Genomic DNA, 22,958 nt, shown 5'->3' with positions numbered 1-22,958 from the left:
TCCCGCGCTAGTCCGACGCCCGCGCGGTCGCCGCGTGCTCGCCGCGCTCGTAGACGTCCGCCGCCGAGCCGACGATCAGCGGGTCGGGTCCGAGCGGCGAGACGACCTCGTCGTCCCGGCCGTCGTAGTCGTACAGGCTCAGCACGTAGCGCATGGCCTCGAGGCGGGCGCGCTTCTTGTCGTTGCTCTTGACGATGGTCCACGGGGCGTCGGCCGTGTCGGTCGCCGCCATCATCGCCTCCTTCGCCGCCGTGTAGTCGTCCCACTTGTCCAGCGAGGCGAGGTCCATGGGCGAGAGCTTCCACTGCCGCACCGGGTCGATCATCCGAATGGTGAACCGGGTGCGCTGCTCCTCGGCCGAGACCGAGAACCAGAGCTTGACCAGGTCGATGCCCTCGCCGACGAGCATGCTCTCGAACAGCGGCGTCTGCCGGACGAACTCGTCGTACTGCTCCGGAGTGCAGAAGCCCATCACGCGCTCGACCCCCGCCCGGTTGTACCAGGAGCGGTCGAACAGCACGATCTCGCCCGCGGCGGGCAGGTGCGAGACGTACCGCTGGAAGTACCACTGCGTGCCCTCCCGCTCGGTCGGCTTCTCGAGCGCGACGACCCGGGCGCCGCGCGGGTTGAGGTGCTCGGTGAAGCGCTTGATGGTGCCGCCCTTGCCCGCGGCGTCGCGCCCTTCGAAGACGACGACGAGGCGCCGGCCGTGCTTCTTGATCCAGTTCTGCAGCTTGAGCAGCTCGATCTGCAGCAGCCGCTTGCCGGCCTCGTACTCCTCGCGCGACATCCGCTCGTCGTAGGGGTAGCCCTCGCGCCAGGTGTCGATCTGCGTGCCGTCGCGGCGCAGCAGCACCGGATCGTCGTCGTCCTCGTCGAGCACCACGAGGTCGCGGGCGTCCTCGGGGGTGAGCGAGCGGAGCAGCTCGGGCGAGGGCACGAGCGCGCCGTCGGGAGCAGTGCCCGGAGCGGCATCGAGGACGGCGTCGGAGCGGTGGGAACGATCGGAGGCGGAGGGCACGGAGCGACGCTAGAGCGCCCGCACGACGCTCCGGTGAACGGCGGGTGTCCGCTCCTCTCGCGCCCGGGCCGGGCCGGTCGTACCCTCGTCGCATGTGCCGGAACATCCACACCCTCCACAACTTCGAGCCCGCCGCCTCCGACGAGGAGGTGCACGCCGCCGCCCTGCAGTACGTCCGCAAGATCAGCGGGGCCACCAGTCCGTCGAAGGCGAATCAGGAGGCCTTCGACCGCGCCGTGTCCGAGATCGCCCACATCACGGGCCACCTCCTCGAGGACCTGGTGACGACCGCGCCGCCGAAGGACCGCGAGGTCGAGGCGGCGAAGGCCCGCGAGCGCTCGGCGAAGCGCTTCGCGACGGCCTGACCCTCACGAGCACGCGCCTAGCCGATCAGGTAGGCGAAGCCGCGACCCGAGCGCGCGACCTCCGTCGTGAACTCCACGGCGCGGTCGAGGCACTGGCGGGCGTACTCCCCCTCGGGATGCTCCGCCAGCTGCTCCTCCACCTCCGCCCGGAGAGCGATCAGATCGTCGGCGATCTCGGCGACCTCGTCCGGAGGGACGGCGCGCACGCAGGGGTCCCAGCCCATGCCGCGCACGGTGACCCGCCCCTCCACCATCCGATGCGCAGGGCGCGGCGGCTGCCCCGGTGATCGCGGAGCGGTCAGCGTCTGCAGCGCCGACCACGCCTTGTCGAGATGGAGCATGTCGCCCTCCGGCACGGAGCGCCGGAAGTCGGTGCACGCGGTGACGGCACCGTTCGGCATCCCCCAGGCGTCCGCGAGCGGATCGTCGCTGAGGACGCTCCGCGGATCGGCGAGCGCGCGCTCGGTCTGGTCGGCATCGAACGCGTAGGCGTGATAACGGATTCCCATGCGTCGATGCTGCCGAGCACGCTCCTCCCTCGGGCGCTCGATGGCTGCATCCGTGGAGAGCGCGGGAGTTCTGGCACCTGTGGAGGGCGGCAGGTGGAAGGCGGGGAGCTCCTCGCGGCGCCTAGGCGTCGAACGCCGCGGGCGGCAGGTCCGTCTCGCCGTCCTCGATCGCGCGGACGATGCGGACGGCGACCGACTCCGGGGAGTGACCCGCGCCGAAGCGCGGCGCCGTGCCCGCGAGGGGGTGCTGGGACAGTGCCGTCTCGGTGTGGCCGGGCCGCGCGTCGAGGAGAAGGATCCCCGCCTTCTTGTACTCCCGCGCCGACGCCCGGACGAACGAGTACAGCGCCGCCTTCGATGCGGAGTAGGCCGCGAGACCGGCGGTCGGCGCCTCGGCGACCACCCCGCTGATCGTCACCGCGAAGGGCCGGCGCTCAGAGGCGGACAGTGCGGAGAACGCCGCCGTCAGCACGCGGATCGGCGCCAGCGCGTTCACGTCGACGAGCTCCTCGAGCACCGCAGGGTCGAGCTCGGCCGACGGCCCGAAGGCGACGACGCCGGCCGCGACGACGACGCCGTCGAGGCGCCCGTGACGGCGGAGGACCTCGTCGACGAGGCGCTGCGGAGCGTCCTCGCCGAGCAGATCGGCGACGAGCGGGGCGTCGCCGAGTGCGGCGCCGTCCCGGCCCGAGCGGACCACCGTCGCGCCGGAGCGCTCCAGCTCGTCCGCGAGCAGGCGCCCGAGCCCGCCGGAGGCACCGAGGACGAGGACGACGGAGCCTTCGAAACGTGTCATCCCGGAAGCCTAGACGGGGGGTCTGGCGCGGATCGCCTCTACCGGGACGCGAGGAGCGCCAATACGGTTGTCGGCATGTCGCGTCCGGACACCTGTGCCGTGCTCCACCGACTGGTGGAGGTCCTCGAGGACCCCGCGCCGATCAACCCGGGGCACGCCCGGCACGTGAGCGGACTGCTCGCCGGCGCCCTCGACTCCGCCCCGGCCCTCAGCGACTGCGCCGGCGCCCCGGCCCAGCTCGTCGCCTTCGCGTCGGAGGACCCGGCGGACGAGAACCCGGCCCTCTGAACGCCCCGACCGCCACCGCGTCACCCGGCACTTCACCGCCTCGCCCCACTCCTCAGAAGTCGCGGTAGTCGAGCGCGAGTACCGCGACTTCCGCGGACTCGGAGGTGCCTCTGCCTCCCGGCCTCGCTCCACTCCCCGAGAGTCGCGGTAGTCGAGCGCGACTACCGCGGCTTCTGCGGAGTCGGGGCCTCCCCCGCCGAGCGGAGGGACGCCGCGGGCCCCTCGTAGACTCGACGGGCCGAGAGAACGGGGACCCGGTGGACGACGAACGCGCCGCACCTGCGGGCTGGTACCGCGATGACGCCCGCCCGGGGTCGATGCGCTGGTGGGACGGCACCGCCTGGACCGACGCCCGCCGCTCCGCGGAGGACTCGGCGCCCGGCGACCCGGACGAGCAGGAGCAGCGCAGGCTCCCGGACACCGCCCCCGAGCACGTCGAGTACCGCCTCCCGAACTCCGCCGGGACCCCCACCGTCGACGCCACGGACGAGGCGGAGCGGATCGAGGAGATCGCCGCCGTCGTCGGCCGCCCGCTGCGCGTCGGCGAGATCTCCGACCGGATCCTCGACGTCGTCCTCGTCCCCGAGCCCGACCACCCCACCGGCACTCCCGCCGTCTCCGTCCGTGCCGGCGGCCGCGTGATCGGCTATCTCCCCGACGCCTACCGCCGCGCCCCCGCGCTCACCGGCCTCTCCCGCGTCGTCGCCGGTCGCGCCGCCCCCACGACGTCCGCCCGGCTGCGCGCCGAGCGGACGGAGGAGGGCCTGCGCGCCTCGGTGAAGGTCGCCCTTGTCGCCCCCGAGCTCCTCGTGCCGCTCAACGCGCCGCCTCAGGAGCGCTACTCGATCCTGCCGTGGGGTCGCGCCCTGCAGGTGCAGCGCGAGGACGAGCACTTCGTCCGCCTGGCCGGCGTGGTCCCCCAGGGCGGCCGCGGCCTCCTCCTCGTGACGCTCCACCTCGACGGCGGTCTCGTGGAGGTGCGCCTCGACGGCGACCGCGTGGGCGAGCTGACCACCGCGACGTCCGAGCAGTTCGCGCCCACCCTCCGCCACCTGGCCGGCCTCGGCCTCACCGCCGTCGCCTACTGCTCGCTCCAGGGCTCGCCCCTGAAGGCCGAGCTGACCCTCCAGGCGGCGCGCGCCGCCGAGCTGCCGGCGGACTGGGTCGACGGCCGGCCGGTGACGCTCCCCCGGCTGGTCCCGGGGGCCACCGAGGCGCCACCCGCCTACGTCGCGCCGCTGCGGCCGACCCCGCGCACCTCGGAGGCCGTCGCCCGTTCGACCCGCCGGACGGTCGCCTGGGTCGTCGTCGGCGTCTGCACGCTGGTCGGCCTCTCCAGCTGGATCATCGGCGACGTCCTCAACTGAGGCTCGGCACGTCGGCCGACGCGGCCCTCGGGCGCGCGGAATCACCTCCGGCTCGCCGGATCGTGGGGATCCTGCGAGCCGGAGGCCGTTCCGCGAGCCGGAACCCGGCGGACCGTCACACGTTGAAGCGGAACTCCACGACGTCGCCGTCCTGCATCACGTAGTCCTTGCCCTCGATGCGGGCCTTGCCCTTGGCGCGGGCCTCGGCGATGGAGCCGGTCTCGACGAGGTCGTCGAACGAGATGATCTCGGCCTTGATGAAGCCCTTCTGGAAGTCGGTGTGGATCACGCCGGCCGCCTGCGGGGCGGTCCAGCCCTTGCCGATCGTCCAGGCGCGCGTCTCCTTCGGGCCCGCCGTCAGGTAGGTCTGCAGGCCGAGGGTGTCGAAGCCGATGCTCGCGAGCTGGTTGAGGCCGGACTCGGTCTGGCCGGTGGACTCGAGCATCTCGGCGGCGTCGGCCTCGTCGAGGTCGATCAGCTCGGACTCGATCTTGGCGTCGAGGAAGATCGCGTGCGCGGGGGCGACCAGCGCGGCCAGCTCGGCCTTGCGCGCCTCGTCGGTCAGCACGGCCTCGTCGACGTTGAAGACGTAGATGAAGGGCTTCGCGGTGAGCAGGCCCAGCTCGCGGATCGGCTCGAGCTCGATCGAGGACGCCGAGAGCGGCTTGCCGGTGTCGAGGAACTCGCGCGCCTTCTTCGCCGTCTCGAGCACGATCGGCTCGATCTTCTTCCCCTTGAGCTCCTTCTCGTAGCGCGCCTCGGCCTTCTCGAGGGTCTGCAGGTCGGCGAGGACGAGCTCGGTGTTGATCGTCTCCATGTCGCTCGCGGCGTCGACCTTGCCGTCGACGTGCACGACGTCGGCGTCCTCGAAGCCGCGGATGACCTGGGCGATGGCGTCGGCCTCGCGGATGTTGGCGAGGAACTTGTTGCCCAGGCCCTCACCCTCCGAGGCGCCGTGGACGATGCCGGCGATGTCGACGAAGGAGACGGGCGCGGGGAGGATGCGCTCCGAGCCGAAGATGCCGGCGAGCACCTCGAGGCGGGAGTCGGGCAGGTTCACGACCCCGACGTTGGGCTCGATCGTCGCGAACGGGTAGTTCGCGGCGAGCACCGTGTTCTTGGTCAGCGCGTTGAAGAGCGTCGACTTGCCGACGTTGGGGAGTCCGACGATTGCGATAGTGAGAGCCACGGGCATCCATCCTACGGCGTGGTCGCGGGGGCGCCGCGTGCCGGTCCGGGCGGCGTCGGAGGTGCGTGAGAGGGTGAGGGCGTGCCCATCGACTTCACCGCCATCGACTTCGAGACCGCCAACTCGCACGGAGCCTCCGCCTGCTCGGTCGGGCTCGTGAAGGTCCGCGACGGCCGCGTCGTGGACCGCGCGGGCTGGCTCATCCGCCCGCCGTACGGCTACGACGACTTCCTCGAGTGGAACACCCGCATCCACGGCATCCGCAAGCACGACGTGCACGCGGCCGCCTCCTGGGTCGAGCAGTTCGACGACCTGGTCACCTTCGCCGGCCAGGACGTCTTCGTCGCGCACAACGCCGGCTTCGACATGAGCGTGATCCGCGCCGCCTGCGCCGCGACGGCGCTCGAGCTCCCCGCCTACGACTACCTCTGCTCCCTCCAGCTCGCCCGCAAGACCTACGAGCTCGAGTCCTACCGCCTGCCGTCCGTCGCCTTCGCCGCCGGCTACGACGACTTCCGCCACCACGACGCATCGGCCGACGCCGAGGCCTGCGCCGCGATCGTCGTGCACGCCGCCCGCCGGCACGGAGCCGGGAGCCTGGCCGAGCTCGGTGAGCTGGCCGGAGTGTCGGTCAAGCGCCTGCGGCCGAAGGCGCCGGTCGCCGCCTGACGCCCGGGGCGGCGATCCGGGAGCCTGCGCGCTCACTCCCCCGCGCGCGGGTCGCCGAACCAGTTGCTGAAGATGCGCCAGAAATTGCGGTTGCCGTAGGCCGAGCACGCGTCGCCCGAGCCGTAGAGGTCGCTCATCGCCGCCGCGTTCGGCTGGTAGGGCGTGTAGTAGTAGAGCCCCGCCGTCGCCGCGTTCTCGATCCGCACCGGAGCCGTCCCGCAGGCGGCGTCGGGCGAGTACTGGATCGCACTGGTCTCGCCCACCGGGTACCAGTCGAAGCTGCTCTCCGGGTTCCGGTAGCGCTGGAACTGCCAGGCCGCGCCGTAGACCTGGCCGAAGAAGCCGAAGTAGTCGGTGTCGCAGTCGGCCGTGTCCGGGCAGCCGTAGCCGGTGGCGCTGCGGAACTGGCGCTCGCTCGGCGCGCTGTCGGTGACGAGCGACTGCTCCTTCTGCAGCAGCGTCAGCAGCACGGCGGGGCTGACATCGCAGGCGCCCGCGACGAAGGCGATGATCTCCGCGGCGGAGCTGTCCTCATCGCCGGTGTAGGCGGCGCACTGCTCGTCGGCGGCCACGTCGCCGGTGTCCTCGGCGTAGTCGCGCAGGCACGGCACGTCGGTCCCCGCGCAGGAGGGCACCCGCGCATTGAGGAACGCCTGGATCGTCAGCGGGCCGAGGGCGTCGCCGTCGAAGAAGAGCTCGTCCGAGACGATGTCGCCGGGATCGAAGCCCGACCCGTCCACGCCGCCGGCCAGGTCGGTCCACATCCGGATGCTCGGCACCTCGGTCGCGGGGGCGGCCGCTGCCCCGAGGTCCGTCGCGCCGGTGAGCAGCAGCACGACCCCGAGGGCTCCGAGGGCCGCCGCCCCTCCCCGTCGACGTCGCACGACGGACGGGGCGGCGGCGGCAGCCGGGGAGGGATCGGCCGGGCTCATCCCTCCACGCTAGCGGCCGTGCCGGAGCCGATCAGCCGCAGGGCGTGAGTCGCGCGACCGCGTCCGACAGCGTGTTCGGGCCGCCGAGCAGGACGACCTTCTTCGCACCGAACGCGGTGATGTCGTTCAGCACCGCCTGCGGCACGCAGTCCCGCGGGACCGCGAAGAGCGGGCTCGAGGTGTAGCCGGCGGCGGTCGCTCCCGCGAGCGCGTCCGGGAAGTTCTCACCGGTCGCGAGGTAGACCGTGTTGGCCCGCTGGAAGGCCGCCTTGTTCAGCTTCTCCGAGGTGTCGTAGCGGTCCGAGCCGGCGATGCGGGTCTTCGAGGCGACGGCGAGCGAGCGCTCGATGCCGTCGCTCACCGAGAGCGCGTTGCCCGCGATCGTGAGCGAGCGGACGCCGAGCTGCGAGACGAGGCTCTTCGTCGTGGCGTCGGCGGTCGCGAGGGTCCCGTTGACCAGGAGCACGGGAGCGTCCACCGAGCCGGCCGCCGCGCTGGCGCCCAGGGCGTCCGGGAACTTCTCGCCCGTGGCCAGCCAGGCCCGGCTCGACCCGTCGGAGAAGGCGTACTGGACGACCTTCTTCGCGGTGTCGTAGCGGTCGACGCCGCCGAGGCGGGTGGGGGTCGCTCCGCCGCGCACGTACTGCTTGAGATCCTGCAGCACGGCGTCGCTGACGCTCAGCGTGGAGCCGACCACGACGATCTTCGCGGGCTTGAGGCGGGTCAGCTCGGTGCGGACCGGCTGCGACATCGAGTCGCGGTCGACGAGCAGGAGCGGGCCGCCCTGCTTGGCCGCGGCGGGCGCGGCGCTCAGCGCGTCGGGGAAGGCGGAGCCGGTGGCGACGTAGACGACGGGGACGTTCGCCGTGAAGGTCGCCTTCGAGACGCGGACGGCCGTGTCCTGGCGGTCGGTGCCGGCGATGCGCTCGACGGGAACGGTGGTGCCGTTGGACACGCTCGTGCAGCCGAGATCCTTGGTGCCGGGCGCCTTCGCGTCGCCCGAGCCGGTCCAGAGGTTCCAGTCCACCGAGGCGGCGCTGGCGCAGACCGTGTAGGTGCCGGCGGCCGAGGCGGGGGCGGTCGCGGAGAAGCCGTGGTTGCCGCCGGCGGCCGGGTACTCGCCCGGGATGTCGCCGCGGGAGGCGGTCGCGGTCTGGGTGCGGACGGTCTTGGAGCCGTCCGGCGCGGTGATGGTGACGGTGGTGGCGAGCTGCGCGCGCTGCGTCGTCGGGTCGACGGCCCAGCCGGAGGCGGTCAGCGTGCCGCCCGAGATCCTCGGGGCGTCGACGCGGCCGGCCGGGGCGACGCCGGCGTTGGCGAGCGAGCCGTTCCAGTCGCTGAAGATGTACCAGAAGTTGATGTTGCCGTAGGTCGCGCAGGCCTGGTTGCCCGTGTTCGTCAGCGCGTAGCTGTTGGGCTGGTACGGCGTGTAGTAGTAGAGGTTCGCGGTGGCCTGGTTGCGGATGGCGACCGGCGACGAGCCGCAGGACGTGTCCGGGTTGAAGAGGATGTTCGGCGTGGTTCCCGCGGCGTAGGCGGTGAAGTTCGAGCCGGATCCGGGCGGGTTCGCGTACTTCTTGAACTGGCGGGCCGCGCCGTAGACCTGGGTGAAGAAGCCGGCGGAGCCGTTGTCGCAGCCGGTGCTGTCGGGGCAGTTGAAGCCGGTCGCGCGGTTGTAGAGGCGCTCGGTGGGGCTCGTCGTCGAGACGAGGCTCGTCTCCTTCTGCACGAGGACCGCGAGGACGAGCGGGCTGATGCCGCAGGCCTCGCCGACGCCGGCGAAGATCGACGCCGCGGACTCGAGGACACCGCCGCGGTACGCCTTGCACATCGGGTCGGCCGCCTTCGACGGCGTGACCTGGCTGAAGGCCTTCAGGCAGGGCACGCCGTTGGGGGTGCCGGAGCAGTTGCGGCCCTTGTCGTCCAGGAGCGCCTGCATCTGCTGCGCCGAGCGGGCGTCGCTGTCGAAGAAGTTCGCGTCGCTGAAGATGTAGCCGGCGCGGAAGCTCTTGGTGCTGCTCGCCTCGTACTGGACCTTGACGTCGGGGAGGACGGAGCCGTCGGCAGCGGTGACCTGAGCCTCCCCCGCTCCCGGATCGACGAGGACGGTCGCGGACGGCAGCGTCTCGTCGGCGGCGGACGCCGCGGCGACCGGGACGAGAGCGGTGCCGAGACCGACGGCGAGGGCGAGCGCGGCGGTGAGCAGGCGCGAAGGACGGCGGTGATTCCCCATGGTCCCGAAGCCTAGAGGCAACCGCCGACTCCGCCTCCTCCCGCTCCGGCCACCCGTCCGAGGGTCAGACGCGCCCTACCGGAGCGCCGCCGCTCGGATGTCGGAGGTCCGTGGTCTCCTCGGCGCATGGAACTCAGCTTCGTCCTCGGCCTCGTCGTCGGCGCGCTCCTCGCCGCCGTCGTCGCGGTGCTGCTCGCCCGCGCCCGCACTCCCGACACCGCGCTCGCCCTCGAGCTGGCCACCGCTCAGGCCCGCGCCGAGGGGCTCGAGGAGCGGCACGAGTCCGTCGTCGAGCAGCACCGCGAGCATCTCGGCTCCGCCCGCGATCAGATCCGCGAGCTGCAGGAGCAGCTGCGCGTCGTCGCCGAGCGCGAGCGCCACGACGCGCGGATCCTGCAGACCCTCTCCCCCGTCGCCGAGAGCCTGCGCGGGATGCAGGAGTCGGTGCGCCGCCTCGAGAGCGAGCGCGCCGCGCAGTTCGGCGCCATCACCGAGCAGCTCGAGGGGCAGCGGCTCGCCGGCGAGCGGCTGCGGTCGACGACCGAGACCCTCGCCTCCGCGCTGCGCTCGAGCGCGAGCCGCGGGGCCTGGGGCGAGACGCAGCTGCGCAACGTGGTCGAGGCGGCCGGGCTGACCCAGCGGGTCGACTTCGACGTGCAGTTCGGGCTCGAGGGCGAGGGCGGGAAGGGCCGCGCCGACATGGTGGTGCGCCTGCCCGGCGGCAAGGCGATCGCCGTCGACGCGAAGGTGCCGTTCGACGCGTACCTCGAGGCGAGCGCCATCCCCGCCGGGGCGGGCGCCGAGGAGGAGGCCCGCCGCGCCGGCCTGCTGCGGGCGCACGTGCGCGCCCTCCGCGGGCACATCGACGCCCTCGCCGGCCGCGCCTACTGGACCGGGCTGCCGGCGAGCCCCGAGTTCGTGATCGCCTTCATCCCCAGCGAGCCGCTGCTCGCGAGCGCGCTCGACGCCGATCCGACGCTGCTCGAGTACGCGTTCCGCAAGCGGGTCGCCCTCGCCTCGCCGGTGACGCTCTGGTCGGTGCTGAAGACCGTCGCCTACACCTGGCAGCAGGACGTCCTGACCGACGACGCGAAGCGCCTGCTCGACCTCGGCAAGACCCTCTACGCGCGCCTCGCGACGCTCGCCGATCACGCCGAGGGGCTCCGACGCTCGATCGAGAGGACGGTCGACTCCTACAACGCGTTCGCGGGCTCGCTCGAGACCCGCGTCCTCGTCACCGCGCGCCAGTTCGACACCCTCGACGAGTCCCGCGTGATCGCGCCCGCCGACGGCGTCACGGTGTCCCCGCGGCGGCTGACGGCCGTCGAGCTCCTCGGCCCGGACGAGCGCACGGCCTGAGCGCCGGGTCTCGATACGCCGCTGCGCGGCTGCCCGACCAGCAGGGAACGCGTCGGCGTCGTACGGCCGCACGCGCCGTGCCTGCAGCGGCCGAGCGCGCCGTACATGCTGATCGAGTAGCGCCCGCAGGGCGCGTATCGAGATCCACCCGCGCGGGGACACCGAATCTCGATACGCCGCTCCGCGGCTACTCGACCAGCATGGGTGCGCCGCTGCACGGCTACTCGACCAGCACGAGTCAGCGGCTGCCTAGACCCACTTCTCCGCGAGGTGCTGGGCCGTCACGCGGCGGATCGTGCCCGAGCGCGAGCGCAGGACGATCGACTCGGTGGTGATGATGTGGCCCTCCTTGCGGACGCCCTTCACCAGACCGCCGTTGGTGACGCCGGTGGCGACGAAGTAGGTGTTGTCGCTGCGGACCAGGTCGTTCGCGTGCAGCACCCGGTCGAGGTCGTGGCCGGCGTCGATCGCGCGCTGGCGCTCGTCGTCGTCCTTGGGGCGGAGGATGCCCTGGATCACGCCGCCGAGCGCGCGGATGGCGCACGCGGTGATGATGCCCTCGGGCGTGCCTCCGGTGCCGACGCACATGTCGACCCGGGAGTCGTGCCGAGCGGCGTTGATGCCGCCCGCCACGTCGCCGTCGAGCAGCAGCCGCGTCCCGGCACCCGCCGCGCGGATGTCGTCGATCAGCTGCGCGTGCCGCGGGCGGTCGAGCACCGCGATGCGCATCTCGTCGACGGGCTTGCGCTTGGCCCGCGCCAGCGCGCGGATGTTCTCGCCGATGGGGCGCTCGATGTCGATGATCCCGACGCCCTCGGGCCCGGTGACGATCTTCTCCATGTAGAAGACGGCGGACGGGTCGAACATCGCGCCGCGGTCGGCGACGGCGATCATCGACAGCGCGTTCTGCCGGCCGGCGGCGGTCAGCGAGGTGCCGTCGATCGGGTCGACGGCGATGTCCGCCGCGGGGCCCGAGCCGTTGCCGACGTGCTCGCCGTTGTAGAGCATCGGCGCGTTGTCCTTCTCGCCCTCGCCGATGACGACGACCCCGTCGAAGTTGACGGTGCCGAGGAAGGTGCGCATCGCGTCGACGGCGGCGCCGTCGGCGGCGTTCTTGTCGCCCTTGCCGATGAAGGGGACGGCGCGGATCGCCGCCGCCTCGGTGGCTCGGACGAGCTCCATGCCGAGGTTGCGGTCCGGGTGGAGGTAGAGCGAGTCGTGGTCGATATCGGTCACAGCGCGGAGTCCTTCGCGTTCGAGTTCGTGCAGACGGCGTCGTCGCAGGACCCGCGGAGCGGATCCCCATCCCGGAGCGGAGTCTATCCGAGGCCCGCCCCGCGCCCGGGGGACGCCCCGCAGCCGCCTCGCTAGACTCGACGCCGACGCGGGCCTCGCCCGACCCCCTCCCGTTCATCCGTCAAAGGAGATGCCATGCCCGTCGCTACCCCGGACCAGTACGCAGAGATGCTCGACAAGGCGAAGAAGGGCGGCTTCGCGTACCCCGCGTTCAACGTCTCCTCCTCGCAGACCATCAACTCGGTGCTGCAGGGCCTGTCCGAGGCCGGCTCGGACGGCATCATCCAGGTCACGACCGGAGGCGCCGACTACTTCGCCGGCCACACGGTCAAGAACCGCGCCGCCGGAGCGATCGCCTTCGCGAAGTTCGCCACCGAGGTCGCCAAGAACTACCCGGTCACGGTCGCGCTGCACACCGACCACTGCCCGCAGAACGCGCTCGAGGGCTTCGTCTACCCGCTGATCGCCGCCTCCGAGGAGGAGGTCAAGGCCGGTCGCGAGCCGCTCTTCCAGTCGCACATGTGGGACGGCTCGGCCGTGCCCCTCGACGAGAACCTGAAGATCGCCCAGGAGATCCTGCCGCGCGTGAAGGCGATCAACGCGATCCTCGAGGTCGAGATCGGCGTCGTCGGCGGCGAGGAGGACGGCGTCTCGCACGACATCAACGAGCACCTCTACACCACGCTCGACGACGCGATCGCGACCGTCGAGGCCCTCGGGTTCGGCGAGCAGGGCCGCTACATGGCCGCGCTGACCTTCGGCAACGTCCACGGCGTCTACAAGCCCGGCAACGTGCGCCTGCGCCCCGAGCTGCTCCGCGAGATCCAGGACGGCCTGCAGAAGAAGTACGGCACCGAGGCGCTCCCGCTCGACCTCGTCTTCCACGGCGGCTCCGGCTCGACCGACGAGGAGATCGCCGAGGCGGTCCGCAACGGCGTCGTGAAGATGAACATCGACACCGACACCCAGTACGCCTTCAGCCGCTCGGTCGCCGACACGGTGCTGAAGAACTACGACGGCTTCCTCAAGGTCGACGGCGAGGTCGGCAACAAGAAGGTCTACGACCCGCGCTCGTGGGGCAAGATCGCCGAGTCCGCCATGGCCGTCCGCGTCGCCGAGGCCACCCGCCAGCTCGGCTCCGCCGGCCACTCCGGGAAGTAGGGCACCGCTCCGTGACGAACGCACACGACCAGCCGAGCGGCTCCCCGCGCCCGGAACCGCAGTACGGCGAGTACGCGCCGCCCGGCTGGTCGTGGACGCCTCCGGAGGACGCCGTCGTCGTCCCGGACCCGCGAGGGTCCGAGACGGATCCGCGGCCCGCGAGCGCCCCGGCCGCGAAGACCGTGGCGCACCCCGTCGACCGGCTGATCACGATCATCCTGCTGGCGCTCGGCGTCTTCTTCGCCGTGCCGACGCTGCTCGATCCGTCGAGCTTCGCGACCACGCTCTCAGAGCTGTACACGAGCCAGGGCATCGGCACCTACGCCTCGCCCGAGCTCGCCCGCACCCTCGGACTGGTCGTCGCGCTGGCGCAGGCGCTCATCGTCGCGTTCGCGGTCTGGATCGCCGTCCGCCGGCTCCGCGCCGGCAAGCGCGCCGTCCTCGTGCCGATCCTCGGCATCGCGGCGACGGTCGTGCTCTCGCTGACGGTCGCCGCCATCGCGATCCTCGGCGACCCGACCTTCGCCGACTACGTCTCGCGGATGTCCGCCGGGACCGGCACCGACGTCTAGCCGCAGCACCCGCACACGCGAGAAGGCCGCCCTCCCTCGGGAGCGGCGGCCTTCTCCGCGTTCGGCGTGCGGAGCGTCAGGCGCGGACGGGGGCGCTCACGCGTCCGCCGGCGCCGCGGGCGTCGCGCTTGCCGGCGACGTCCTTGCGCAGCTCCTTCGGCAGCGAGAACATCAGGTCCTCCTCGGCCGTCTTGACCTCCTCGACGTCGCCGTAGCCGGCGGCGGCGAGGTCGTCGAGCACCTCGCGCACGAGGACCTCGGGCACCGAGGCGCCGCTGGTGACGCCGACGGTGCGGATGCCGTCGAGCCACTCCTGCTTGATCTCGCTGGCGTAGTCGATCCGGTAGGCGGCCTTGGCGCCGTACTCGAGGGCGACCTCGACGAGGCGGACCGAGTTGGACGAGTTGGCCGACCCGACCACGATGACCAGCTCCGCGTGCTCGGCGACCTTCTTGATCGCGACCTGGCGGTTCTGGGTGGCGTAGCAGATGTCGTCGCTCGGCGGGTTCTGCAGGTTCGGGAAGCGCTCGCGGAGGCGGCGGACCGTCTCCATCGTCTCGTCGACCGAGAGCGTGGTCTGCGAGAGCCAGACGACCTTGTCCGGGTCCTTCACCACGATGTTCGGGACGTCGTCGGGGCTGCCGACCAGGGTCACGTGATCGGGGGCCTCGCCCGCGGTGCCCTCGACCTCCTCGTGCCCCTCGTGGCCGATCAGGAGGATCTCGAAGTCGTCGCGCGCGAAGCGGACGGCCTCGCGGTGCACCTTCGTGACGAGCGGGCAGGTCGCGTCGATCGCCTGGAGGTTGCGGTCCGCCGCGCCCTGCACGACCGCCGGCGAGACGCCGTGGGCGCTGAAGACGATGTGCGAGCCCTCGGGGACCTCGTCGACCTCCTCGACGAAGATCGCGCCCTGGCTCTCGAGCGTCGAGACGACGTGCACGTTGTGCACGATCTGCTTGCGGACGTAGACGGGGGCGCCGTAGTGCTCGATGGCCTTCTCGACGGCGACGACCGCGCGGTCGACGCCGGCGCAGTAGCCGCGGGGAGCGGCAAGGAGCACTCGCTTGGCTCCGTCGACGGGCTCGTCGCGCAGGCGCCCGGTAGCGCGGGGCATGCGCGGCATGGGCAGGCTGATCGGGGCTTCACTCACCCCGCGATTCTACGCGGTGCATCCTGTGCTCCCCGCGGATGAGCCGGATCCGGTGCCGACCGGTCGGCGGACGCCTCCGCGCGCCCCCCGGCGCCGACGCCGCCGAGGTGTCGGAGGCATCCCGTACCGTTGTCGTCGCGGGTCCGCCACCCGCTCCCCCCGCCCGCCCGCTCCCGCGAAGGCACCGATGACAGACGCCCCTCCCACCGCCGATGCTCCCTGGCCGGTCGGTCTGCTCGCGAGCAAGATCAAGGGCTGGATCGAGCGCCTCGGCACGGCGTGGGTCGAGGGCGAGATCACCCAGTGGGGCGTCTCCGGCGGCAACGTCTACGGCAAGCTCAAGGACCTCTCCGGCGACGCGACGGTCGGCTTCACCGTCTGGTCCTCGGTCCGGGCCCGCCTCCCGGCGGACCTCAAGCAGGGCGACCGGGTGATCGCGCTGGTCAAGCCGAACTACTGGGTCAAGGGCGGCACGCTCTCGATGCAGGTGTTCGAGATGCGGCACGTCGGTCTCGGCGACCTGCTCGAGAAGCTCGAGCGCCTGCGCCGGCAGCTCGCCTCGGAGGGTCTGTTCGAGCCCGCGCGCAAGAAGCGGCTGCCCTTCCTCCCGCACGGCATCGGCCTGATCACCGGCAAGGACTCCGACGCCGAGAAGGACGTCCTCCGCAACGCCCAGCTGCGGTGGCCGGCCGTCCGCTTCCGGGTGGTGCACGCCGCCGTGCAGGGCGAGCGCACGGTGTCCGAGGTGACCTCGGCCCTGCGCACCCTCGACGCCGACGCGAGCATCGACGTGATCGTGATCGCCCGGGGCGGCGGCGACTTCCAGAACCTGCTCGGCTTCAGCGACGAGTCGCTGGTGCGCGCGGTCGCCGCCTGCGCCACGCCCGTCGTCAGCGCCATCGGGCACGAGGCCGACCGCCCGCTGCTCGACGACGTCGCCGACCTCCGCGCCTCCACCCCGACCGACGCGGCGAAGCGGGTCGTCCCGGACGTCTCCGACGAGCTGCTCCGGGTCCAGCAGGCGCGCCTGCGGATGACCACCAGGGTCAGCGGGCTCGTCTCGCACGAGATCGACCGCCTCTCGCAGCTGCGCTCCCGGCCGGTCCTCGCGCAGCCCCGCGTCCTCGTCGACCAGCGCTCGGAAGAGCTGACCCGCTGGGTCGCCCGCGGCGCGGAGCTGGTCGAGCGGCGGATCGAGCGCGCCCACCTCGAGGTCGAGCGCCTGCACGGGCACCTCCGCGCTCTCTCGCCGCAGCACACCCTCGACCGGGGCTACGCGATCGTGCAGAACGGCGCCGGCCACGTGGTCCGCGCGCCGCAGGACGCGGCGGAGGGCGAGGCGCTCGTGCTCACGCTCGCCGAGGGCGCCGTCGCCGCCCGCTCGACCGGCCCCGCGGCCGATCCCGCCGGCCGCGGCTGAGCAGCCCGCACCCACCCTCCCGCGCCCCTCCTCGCAGCCCCGATCGATAGGATCACCCCCATGGCCGACGCCCGCACCGACTCCCCCGCCGTGCAGTCGAGCGACCCCGCCCCGTCCGGCGAGAGCGACGTCTCGGGCTTCAGCTACGAGCAGGCGCGCGACGAGCTCGTCCGCGTCGTCTCCGAGCTCGAGCAGGGCAGCTCCACCCTCGAGCGCTCGCTCGCCCTCTGGGAGCGCGGCGAGGCGCTCGCGGCCCGCTGCGAGGAGTGGCTGATCGGCGCGCGCGCCCGGCTCGACGCCGCCCGCTCGGGCGGGTCGGCCGCCGGCGGATCGAGCGCCGGATGAGCCGCCAGAAGCCGCCCCGCGTCGTCGCCGAGCTCGGCCGGCCCGAGACCGCCGCCGAGACCGCGGCCCGCAAAGCCGAGAACAGCCGGCTCTACCGCCAGCGCAAGACCGTCAACAACCTCGTGTTCTCGCTGCTCGCGACGGTCGGCGTGGTCGCGCTGATCGTCCTGATCGTCCCCCGGGGCGAAGGCACCGTGCGCGACCCGGTCGACGTGCCGGCGGTCGCCGCCCAGTTCCAGCTCGGCGAGAGCGAGACGCTCGCCGCGCCCGACATGCCCGACTCCTGGTCCTCGAACGCGGCCGAGCTGCGCGAGGACGCCGGCGTCGAGTACTGGTACGTCGGCCTGATCACGCCGAAGAACGGCTACATCGGCGTCAGCCAGGGCTTCGACGCCGACGAGCGCTGGGTCTCCGGCCAGCTCGACAGCGCCGCCGCGACGGGCGTCGAGCAGATCGACGGCCGCGAGTGGACGGTCTACGACCACCGCGACGGGGCGGGCGAGACCGGCAACAGCCCCTACGCTCTCGAGACGACGGCCGGTGGCAGCACCTACCTCGTCTACGGCACGGCGCCGACGGACGAGATCCGCCAGGTCGTCGACGCCATCACCCCGCAGATCGGCCAGGAGGAGTCCCGTTGAGCTTCGATCCGTCGAGCCCCCAGCACGAGGTCCCGCAGAGCATCGCCGTCGCGCGCGAATCGCGCCCGCCGTCGTGGGTCTGGAAGGAGATGCTGCGCGGAAACCAGCGCTTCGTCGCCGGTGAGCCCCGCCATCCCCGCCAGGACGTCGAGCGCCGCAACGAGCTCGCCGCCGAGCAGAAGCCGCTCGCCGCGCTCTTCGGCTGCAGCGACTCCCGTCTCGCCGCCGAGATCATCTTCGACCTCGGCCTCGGCGACCTCTTCGTCGTCCGCAACGCCGGCCAGGTCATCGCCGACTCGATCATCGGCTCGCTCGAGTACGGCGTCGCCGTGCTCGGCGTGAAGCTGATCCTCGTCCTCGGGCACGACGAGTGCGGAGCGGTCAAGGCCGCGATCCAGTCGCAGGCGCCCGGCGCCGAGCGGCTCCCCCCGCACATCGAGCACCTGATTGAGCCGATCATCCCGGCCGTCCGCCGCATCGTCGGCCCGCAGCCCGACGGCCGGGTGCTCGTCGACCCGTCCACGACCGACACCCTCGCGGTCGGCCGCGAGCACCTCCGCGACACCGTCGCCGAGCTGCTGCAGCGCTCCCCGCTCATCGCCGACGCGGTCGCCGCGGGAGAGCTCGCCGTCGTCGGCGCCAACTACCGCCTGTCCGACGGCACCGTCGACTCCGACGTGGTCCTCGGCATCGACCCGCCGCAGATGAGCCCCTACCGCTCCGAGCAGGAGCGCACTTCGAGCCCGCTCCAGAGCGTCTCGAGCCCCGACGCGACCGCTCCGGCCGCCGAGTAGCCGGCCGCGGACGACCGACCCGACCTCACCGAACCGATGAACCGAACAGAACAGGACGAACACAGCGTGGTGGACACCTCCCCGACCGACTCCGGCGCGACCGACGCCTTCCGCATCGAGCACGACACCATGGGCGAGGTCCGCGTCCCGCGCGACGCGCTCTACGCCGCGCAGACGCAGCGCGCGGTCGAGAACTTCCCGATCTCCGGCGCCGGCCTCGAGCCCGCCCAGATCGCGGCCCTCGCCCGGATCAAGAAGGCCGCGGCCCTCGTGAACGCGGACCTCGGCGTCCTCGACGGCGAGATCGCCCGCTCGATCGCCGACGCGGCCGACCTGGTCGTCGGCGGCGGCTACGGCGAGCACTTCCCGATCGACGTCTACCAGACCGGCTCCGGCACGTCGTCGAACATGAACATGAACGAGGTGCTCGCCACCCTCGCGACCACCGCGCTCGGCCGCACAGTGCACCCGAACGACCACGTCAACGCCTCGCAGTCCTCGAACGACGTCTTCCCCACCTCGGTGCACGTCGCCGTGACGGGCGCGCTGATCCAGGACCTGGTTCCCTCTCTCGAGCACCTCGCCGAGGCCCTCGAGACGAAGGCCGAGCTGTGGGCCGAGGTCGTCAAGGCCGGCCGCACGCACCTGATGGACGCGACGCCCGTCACCCTCGGCCAGGAGTTCGGCGGCTACGCCGCGCAGATCCGCCTCGGCATCGAGCGCGTGCAGTCCGCCCTCCCCCGCGTCGCGGAGGTCCCGCTCGGCGGCACCGCCGTGGGCACCGGCATCAACACGCCCGCCGGCTTCCCGGCGAAGGTCATCGCCCGCCTCGCCGAGGAGACCGGCCTGCCCGTCACCGAGGCGCGCAACCACTTCGAGGCGCAGGGCGCCCGCGACTCGCTCGTCGAGGCGTCCGGTGCGCTCCGCGTGCTCGCGGTCAGCCTGACCAAGATCAACAACGACCTGCGCTGGATGGGCTCCGGCCCGAACACCGGTCTGGGCGAGCTGAGCATCCCGGACCTCCAGCCCGGCTCGTCGATCATGCCCGGCAAGGTGAACCCGGTGATCCCGGAGGCGGTCCTGATGGTCTGCGCCCGCGTGATCGGCAACGACGCGACCATCGCCTGGGCCGGCGCCTCCGGTGCCTTCGAGCTCAATGTGGCCATCCCCGTGATGGGCACTGCGCTGCTCGAGTCGATCCGCCTGCTCACCGCCTCCGCGACCCTGCTCGCCGACAAGACGATCGACGGCCTCGAGGCCAATGTCGAGCACGCGCGCGCCCTCGCCGAGTCCTCGCCCTCGATCGTCACGCCGCTGAACAAGGTGATCGGCTACGAGGCCGCCGCCAAGGTCGCGAAGAACTCGGTCGCGAAGGGCATCACCGTCCGCGAGTCCGTCGTCGACCTCGGCTTCGTCGAGCGCGGCGAGGTGACGGAGGCGCAGCTGGACAGCGCCCTCGACGTCATGTCGATGACCCGCCCGGGCTGAGCCCCGCCTCCACGCTGGTCGAGTGGCCCCGCAGGGGCGCATCGAGACCCACCGTGCTCAGCAGGGCGGGTCTGCAGACTCACGTCCTGACGCCGGTGAATCTCGATACGCCCGCTCCGCGGGCCACTCGATCGACACGAGCGGTCCGCCGCCGCGCGACGGGGCCCCCCTGCACGCTGGTCGAGCAGCGCCGCAGGCGCGTATCGAGACCCACCGCGGCCGGAACGTCGGCCGTCAGCGCGCGGCCCGCCGCCGCGCCCACGACGGCGCGCGCTCGGGCCGGGGACCGATGCCGACCAGCGCCGCCGGCACGACGGCGAGCCCGGGCAGCAGCCGGAGCAGCACGGCCAGCGCCCGCGGCGGTCCCGAGAGCCGCCCGGCCAGCGCCGGCAGGATCAGGCGCGCGTGCAGGACCACCTGCAGCGACTGGATCAGCACCGCGGGCAGCGCGCGCCGGCGCTGCACCTGCGCGAGCACCCGTTCGCCCGCCGCCGTCCGCAGCACGCCGCGGCGCAGCGGCCCCGCCAGCAGCCGCGCGGCCGCCACCGCGTCCTGCACGGCCAGGTTGATGCCGACCCCGCCCACCGGCGACATCGCGTGCGCCGCGTCGCCGAGGCAGAGCACCCCCGGAGCGTGCCAGCGCGGCAGCCGCTCGAGCCGGACGTCGAGGTGCTTCACGTCGTCCATCGACCCGATCCCCGCCACGTCCTCGGCGACCTCGGGGAGCAGCTCGGCCGCCTCCGCCCGGAACGCCTCGATCCCCCGCTCCCGCACCGCCGCGTCGGTGCCTTTCAGACCCAGCCGCGCGATCTGCAGGTAGCCGTCGCGCGGGATCGCGATCGCCACCCGCCCGCGCCCGATCCGCGGCAGGAGCGACTCGCCCACCGCCCGCGCCGTCGGCAGGCGGTACCACCAGACGTCGAAGCCGACCGGCAGCGAGTGCACCCGCAGCCCGACCGCCCGGCGCACCGCCGACCAGCGGCCGTCGCAGGCGACGGTCAGATCGGCGAGCAGCCGTCCCTCCCCGGCCGGCGAGCGGTACTCGACGCCGACGACCCGCCCGCCCTCGCGGACGACTCCGGTGACCTCGTGCTCGGTGAGCAGCGTGAAGCCGCGCTCGGTCTGCGCGGCCTCGGAGAGAAGAGCGAGCAGGTCCCACTGCGGCACCATCGCGACGTACGGGTGGCGCACCGGCAGCCGCGCGAAGTCCGCGATCACCACGTCGCGTCCGTCGCGGCCCGGGATCGTCACCCGCTCCACCCGCGAGTGCCGGATCGCCTCGAACCGGTCGAGGAGGCCGAGGTCCTCGAGCAGCCCCAGCGTCGTCGGGTGCACCGTGTCACCGCGGAAGTCGCGGAGGAAGTCGGCGTGCTTCTCCAGCACCGTCACCTCGACGCCGGCCCGCGCCAGCAGCAGACCGAGCACCAGCCCCGCCGGACCGCCGCCCACGATCGCGCAGGTCGTCCGCCGCTCCGGTGTCGCGTTCCCGCCGGCCACCCCGTCGTCTCCGTCGCCGTGCGCCACGTCCGCCTCCTCGCTCGGCACCCGGTCTACACCCCCGCGGCTCTCCCGGCCAGCGTCGAGGTCCCGCCCCTCACGATGCAGCGAGCACGACCCAGAACGCGGCGAGCTGGAACGGCCCGAACGGGATCCGCTCTCCCCCGCCCCGCAGCGCCGACGGCAGACTCCACGCCCCGGCGAGGACGAACGCGAGCACCGGCGCCTGGAGGGCGAGCGCCGGATCGACCGCCGCGAGCGGGAGGGCCAGCCCCGTCCCGAGCTTCACATCCCCCAGCCCCAGCCCGCCGGCGAGATGCAGCACCCCGAGCGCGAGGGCCGTGAGGAGCACGGCGGGCAGCTCCCCCGGCATCCGGCCGGCGAGCGCCCCGCCGACCGTCGTCGCGAGCCCCGCCAGCAGGATCGGCCCCGTCAGCGCGTTCGGCAGACGCCGCTCGCGCACATCCGCGAGGACGAGCGGCACCGTCGCCGCAGCGACGACGAGGACGACCAGCACCGGACGCCCCTCGACGCGGGTGAGTCCGATCGCGCCGAGCAGGACCGCCGCGCCGAGCGCCGCCGGGAGGTCGTGGAGGCCATGCATCCGGAGACCCTAGAGCGGATCGCCCCGCCCCCGCCGGAGTTGTCCACAGGCGGCGAGCGTGCGCCTCACTCCCGCGGCGGCACCGGCCCGAGCAGCGCGTTCGCGAAGAGCCCGTGCGCGGACTCGTCGTCCGAGGGGTGGAAGAGCCCCGCGAGCACGTCCCGGTAGAGCCGCGAGAGCTCGGAGTCGCGGCGGTAGGACGAGCCGCCCGAGACGCGGACGGCGCTCTCGACGATGCGCAGGGCCGCCTCCGTGGTGCGGATCTTCACACCGACGAGCGACGGGAACCAGGCGGCCCCGCGGTCCACGAGCGCGTCGACGTCGGCCGCCGCGCTCGCGAGCGGAGCCCGCAGCCCGTCGAGCAGGATCGCCGCGTCCGCGAGGCGCCAGCGGATGTCCGGGTCCTCGGACAGCGGTCGTCCGCCCGCCCGGAGCGAGGTCCGCTTCCGCGCCGACGCCACGCCGAGGTCGAGGGCGCGCTGGGCGACCCCGAGATAGACCGAGGCGATCAGCAGCTCGAAGTCGGCGAAGATCGCGAAGACCAGCGGGTCCGCCGTCGGGCCGACCGGCAGCGAGTGGAACATCCGCGCAGCCGGCACCTCGACGCCGTCGAGCACGGTGGTGCGGCTCTGGGTGGCGCGCATCCCGAGGGTGTCCCAGTCGTCGTGCACGGTGAGTCCCGGCACCGGCGCGTCCGGCGACGGACGGTCGACGAAGCCGTGCACGAGCCGCGGTTCCGGCCCGCTGTCGTCGCGGCCGAAGACGCCCAGGCGCGTCCAGGCCGGCGAGAGCGAAGTGAAGATCTTGGTGCCGGTGAAGCGGTAGCCGCCGTCGCCCAGCGGCTCGGCGCGCGTCAGCGAGTCCGAGAGCACGAGGTCGTTGCCGGGCTCGCTGTTGCCGAAGGCGAAGACGTGCCCGGCGGCCGCGTCGACGAGCACGTGCTCGAGAGAGGCGTCGCCGCGGGCGCGCAGAGCCTTCGCGATCCCGGTCCAGACCAGGTGCATCGTCGTCGCCAGCGCGGTGGCGGGAGCAGCGGTCGCCAGCCGGGTGTGCTCGGCCGACGCCTGCTCGAGACCGAGCCCGCCGCCGCCGAGCTCCTCCGGGACGAGCATCGTCAGGTAGCCGACGGCCTTCAGCTCCTCGAGGTCCTCGGCGAAGAAGACGTTGCGCGCGTCGTAGTCGGCCGCGCGGAGGCGGAAGCGCTCGAGGAGCGCGTCGTCGAGGATGCTCACCCGCCCCACGCTACGCGCCCCGGTCGTGGA

At 72.9% G+C, this 22,958-nt stretch carries 22 protein-coding genes and 1 pseudogene; 12 read left to right on the top strand and 11 right to left on the bottom strand.

Features of this window, described 5'->3' with window-relative positions:
- Positions 1–7: 7 nt before the first annotated feature.
- Positions 8–886 carry a polyphosphate kinase 2 gene (ppk2, locus tag GTU73_RS07470; protein ID WP_244231908.1) on the bottom strand — a complete coding sequence of 293 codons (879 nt, stop codon included), beginning with the start codon at positions 884–886 and terminating at the stop codon, positions 8–10.
- 227 nt (positions 887–1,113) lie between these two features.
- Here ppk2 and GTU73_RS07465 point away from each other — a divergent pair, with 227 nt between their 5' ends.
- Positions 1,114–1,386, top strand: coding sequence for a DUF2277 domain-containing protein (locus GTU73_RS07465; protein ID WP_160088258.1), 273 nt, complete (start codon positions 1,114–1,116; stop codon positions 1,384–1,386).
- Positions 1,387–1,403: 17 nt separating this feature from the next.
- On the opposite strand, the gene GTU73_RS07460 is transcribed toward GTU73_RS07465, so the two are convergent.
- Together GTU73_RS07460 and GTU73_RS07455 are read right to left on the bottom strand one after the other, a co-directional pair.
- Complete coding sequence (locus GTU73_RS07460) at positions 1,404–1,895, bottom strand: DUF1877 family protein (protein WP_160088256.1); 492 nt, start codon at positions 1,893–1,895, stop codon at positions 1,404–1,406.
- A gap of 121 nt (positions 1,896–2,016) precedes the next feature.
- A complete protein-coding gene (locus GTU73_RS07455) occupies positions 2,017–2,691 on the bottom strand; it encodes an SDR family oxidoreductase (RefSeq protein ID WP_160088254.1) in 675 nt (224 codons plus the stop codon).
- A gap of 75 nt (positions 2,692–2,766) precedes the next feature.
- Between GTU73_RS07455 and GTU73_RS07450 the strand changes: the two genes are divergently transcribed.
- Positions 2,767–2,979, top strand: a complete 213-nt coding sequence (locus GTU73_RS07450) for a hypothetical protein (protein ID WP_160088252.1) — start codon at positions 2,767–2,769, stop codon at positions 2,977–2,979.
- Between the two features lie 257 nt (positions 2,980–3,236).
- Positions 3,237–4,346: a DUF2510 domain-containing protein gene (locus tag GTU73_RS19050; protein ID WP_208543749.1), complete on the top strand. Its 1,110-nt coding sequence runs from the start codon at positions 3,237–3,239 to the stop codon at positions 4,344–4,346.
- Between the two features lie 115 nt (positions 4,347–4,461).
- Here the strand turns inward: GTU73_RS19050 and ychF are convergent, their stop codons facing one another.
- Entirely contained in the window at positions 4,462–5,535 is a 1,074-nt protein-coding gene (ychF, locus tag GTU73_RS07440) for a redox-regulated ATPase YchF (RefSeq protein ID WP_160088250.1), read from the bottom strand.
- Positions 5,536–5,616: 81 nt separating this feature from the next.
- Here ychF and GTU73_RS07435 point away from each other — a divergent pair, with 81 nt between their 5' ends.
- A complete protein-coding gene (locus GTU73_RS07435; RefSeq protein ID WP_160088248.1) occupies positions 5,617–6,204 on the top strand; it encodes an exonuclease domain-containing protein in 588 nt (195 codons plus the stop codon).
- Between the two features lie 32 nt (positions 6,205–6,236).
- Here the strand turns inward: GTU73_RS07435 and GTU73_RS07430 are convergent, their stop codons facing one another.
- Together GTU73_RS07430 and GTU73_RS19480 are read right to left on the bottom strand one after the other, a co-directional pair.
- Entirely contained in the window at positions 6,237–7,136 is a 900-nt protein-coding gene (locus GTU73_RS07430; RefSeq protein WP_160088246.1) for a hemagglutinin, read from the bottom strand.
- 31 nt (positions 7,137–7,167) lie between these two features.
- Positions 7,168–9,369 carry a cell wall-binding repeat-containing protein gene (locus tag GTU73_RS19480; RefSeq protein WP_160088244.1) on the bottom strand — a complete coding sequence of 734 codons (2,202 nt, stop codon included), beginning with the start codon at positions 9,367–9,369 and terminating at the stop codon, positions 7,168–7,170.
- A gap of 126 nt (positions 9,370–9,495) precedes the next feature.
- Here GTU73_RS19480 and GTU73_RS07420 point away from each other — a divergent pair, with 126 nt between their 5' ends.
- Positions 9,496–10,728: a DNA recombination protein RmuC gene (locus GTU73_RS07420; protein WP_160088242.1), complete on the top strand. Its 1,233-nt coding sequence runs from the start codon at positions 9,496–9,498 to the stop codon at positions 10,726–10,728.
- A gap of 249 nt (positions 10,729–10,977) precedes the next feature.
- Here GTU73_RS07420 and glpX read toward each other — a convergent pair whose 3' ends face one another.
- Positions 10,978–11,910: a class II fructose-bisphosphatase gene (gene glpX, locus GTU73_RS07415; RefSeq protein ID WP_123445977.1), complete on the bottom strand. Its 933-nt coding sequence runs from the start codon at positions 11,908–11,910 to the stop codon at positions 10,978–10,980.
- Positions 11,911–12,159: 249 nt separating this feature from the next.
- Here glpX and fbaA point away from each other — a divergent pair, with 249 nt between their 5' ends.
- Together fbaA and GTU73_RS07405 are read left to right on the top strand one after the other, a co-directional pair.
- Positions 12,160–13,185, top strand: a complete 1,026-nt coding sequence (gene fbaA, locus GTU73_RS07410; RefSeq protein ID WP_123445424.1) for a class II fructose-bisphosphate aldolase — start codon at positions 12,160–12,162, stop codon at positions 13,183–13,185.
- Positions 13,186–13,196: 11 nt separating this feature from the next.
- Positions 13,197–13,757, top strand: a complete 561-nt coding sequence (locus GTU73_RS07405) for a DUF6264 family protein (protein ID WP_160088240.1) — start codon at positions 13,197–13,199, stop codon at positions 13,755–13,757.
- Between the two features lie 76 nt (positions 13,758–13,833).
- Here the strand turns inward: GTU73_RS07405 and GTU73_RS07400 are convergent, their stop codons facing one another.
- The gene (locus tag GTU73_RS07400; RefSeq protein WP_160091271.1) at positions 13,834–14,880 is read right to left on the bottom strand and encodes a 4-hydroxy-3-methylbut-2-enyl diphosphate reductase; all 1,047 of its coding nucleotides are present in this window, start codon (positions 14,878–14,880) and stop codon (positions 13,834–13,836) included.
- 214 nt (positions 14,881–15,094) lie between these two features.
- Here GTU73_RS07400 and xseA point away from each other — a divergent pair.
- The 5 genes and pseudogenes from xseA to GTU73_RS07375 form a co-directional block, all read left to right on the top strand.
- Positions 15,095–16,373, top strand: a pseudogene (gene xseA / locus GTU73_RS07395) (exodeoxyribonuclease VII large subunit); the annotation flags it as partial.
- 14 nt (positions 16,374–16,387) lie between these two features.
- Entirely contained in the window at positions 16,388–16,672 is a 285-nt protein-coding gene (locus tag GTU73_RS07390) for an exodeoxyribonuclease VII small subunit (RefSeq protein WP_244231806.1), read from the top strand.
- On the top strand, positions 16,669–17,313 hold the full coding sequence (locus tag GTU73_RS07385; RefSeq protein ID WP_160088236.1) for a DUF4245 domain-containing protein: 645 nt from the start codon (positions 16,669–16,671) through the stop codon (positions 17,311–17,313). Before GTU73_RS07390 ends, GTU73_RS07385 begins: the two co-directional genes overlap by 4 nt.
- An 89-nt stretch (positions 17,314–17,402) precedes the next feature.
- Positions 17,403–18,107: a carbonic anhydrase gene (locus tag GTU73_RS07380; RefSeq protein WP_127888435.1), complete on the top strand. Its 705-nt coding sequence runs from the start codon at positions 17,403–17,405 to the stop codon at positions 18,105–18,107.
- A 66-nt stretch (positions 18,108–18,173) separates the two neighbouring features.
- The gene (locus GTU73_RS07375; RefSeq protein WP_244231805.1) at positions 18,174–19,595 is read left to right on the top strand and encodes a class II fumarate hydratase; all 1,422 of its coding nucleotides are present in this window, start codon (positions 18,174–18,176) and stop codon (positions 19,593–19,595) included.
- 234 nt (positions 19,596–19,829) lie between these two features.
- Here GTU73_RS07375 and GTU73_RS07370 read toward each other — a convergent pair whose 3' ends face one another.
- The 3 genes from GTU73_RS07370 to GTU73_RS07360 form a co-directional block, all read right to left on the bottom strand.
- Positions 19,830–21,119: an FAD-dependent oxidoreductase gene (locus tag GTU73_RS07370; protein ID WP_244231804.1), complete on the bottom strand. Its 1,290-nt coding sequence runs from the start codon at positions 21,117–21,119 to the stop codon at positions 19,830–19,832.
- Between the two features lie 70 nt (positions 21,120–21,189).
- Positions 21,190–21,696: a prepilin peptidase gene (locus tag GTU73_RS07365; RefSeq protein WP_160088232.1), complete on the bottom strand. Its 507-nt coding sequence runs from the start codon at positions 21,694–21,696 to the stop codon at positions 21,190–21,192.
- A gap of 65 nt (positions 21,697–21,761) precedes the next feature.
- Complete coding sequence (locus GTU73_RS07360; RefSeq protein ID WP_160088230.1) at positions 21,762–22,937, bottom strand: acyl-CoA dehydrogenase; 1,176 nt, start codon at positions 22,935–22,937, stop codon at positions 21,762–21,764.
- Positions 22,938–22,958: the final 21 nt, after the last annotated feature.

Source organism: Rathayibacter sp. VKM Ac-2804, from assembly GCF_009866655.1.
Classification (GTDB): Bacteria; Actinomycetota; Actinomycetes; order Actinomycetales; family Microbacteriaceae; genus Rathayibacter.
The sequence above is the reverse complement of the archived record's forward strand: the minus strand, read 5'-3'. Positions and strand labels throughout refer to the sequence as shown.

Coding starts and splice junctions, on each gene's coding strand:
- GTU73_RS07465 (WP_160088258.1), top strand. CDS start 1,114: ATGTGCCGGAACATCCACACCCTCCACAACTTCGAGCCCGCCGCCTCC.
- GTU73_RS07460 (WP_160088256.1), bottom strand. CDS start 1,895: ATGGGAATCCGTTATCACGCCTACGCGTTCGATGCCGACCAGACCGAG.
- GTU73_RS07455 (WP_160088254.1), bottom strand. CDS start 2,691: ATGACACGTTTCGAAGGCTCCGTCGTCCTCGTCCTCGGTGCCTCCGGC.
- GTU73_RS07450 (WP_160088252.1), top strand. CDS start 2,767: ATGTCGCGTCCGGACACCTGTGCCGTGCTCCACCGACTGGTGGAGGTC.
- GTU73_RS07430 (WP_160088246.1), bottom strand. CDS start 7,136: ATGAGCCCGGCCGATCCCTCCCCGGCTGCCGCCGCCGCCCCGTCCGTC.
- GTU73_RS19480 (WP_160088244.1), bottom strand. CDS start 9,369: ATGGGGAATCACCGCCGTCCTTCGCGCCTGCTCACCGCCGCGCTCGCC.
- GTU73_RS07420 (WP_160088242.1), top strand. CDS start 9,496: ATGGAACTCAGCTTCGTCCTCGGCCTCGTCGTCGGCGCGCTCCTCGCC.
- glpX (WP_123445977.1), bottom strand. CDS start 11,910: ATGGAGCTCGTCCGAGCCACCGAGGCGGCGGCGATCCGCGCCGTCCCC.
- fbaA (WP_123445424.1), top strand. CDS start 12,160: ATGCCCGTCGCTACCCCGGACCAGTACGCAGAGATGCTCGACAAGGCG.
- GTU73_RS07400 (WP_160091271.1), bottom strand. CDS start 14,880: ATGCCGCGCATGCCCCGCGCTACCGGGCGCCTGCGCGACGAGCCCGTC.
- GTU73_RS07390 (WP_244231806.1), top strand. CDS start 16,388: ATGGCCGACGCCCGCACCGACTCCCCCGCCGTGCAGTCGAGCGACCCC.
- GTU73_RS07385 (WP_160088236.1), top strand. CDS start 16,669: ATGAGCCGCCAGAAGCCGCCCCGCGTCGTCGCCGAGCTCGGCCGGCCC.
- GTU73_RS07380 (WP_127888435.1), top strand. CDS start 17,403: ATGCTGCGCGGAAACCAGCGCTTCGTCGCCGGTGAGCCCCGCCATCCC.
- GTU73_RS07365 (WP_160088232.1), bottom strand. CDS start 21,696: ATGCATGGCCTCCACGACCTCCCGGCGGCGCTCGGCGCGGCGGTCCTG.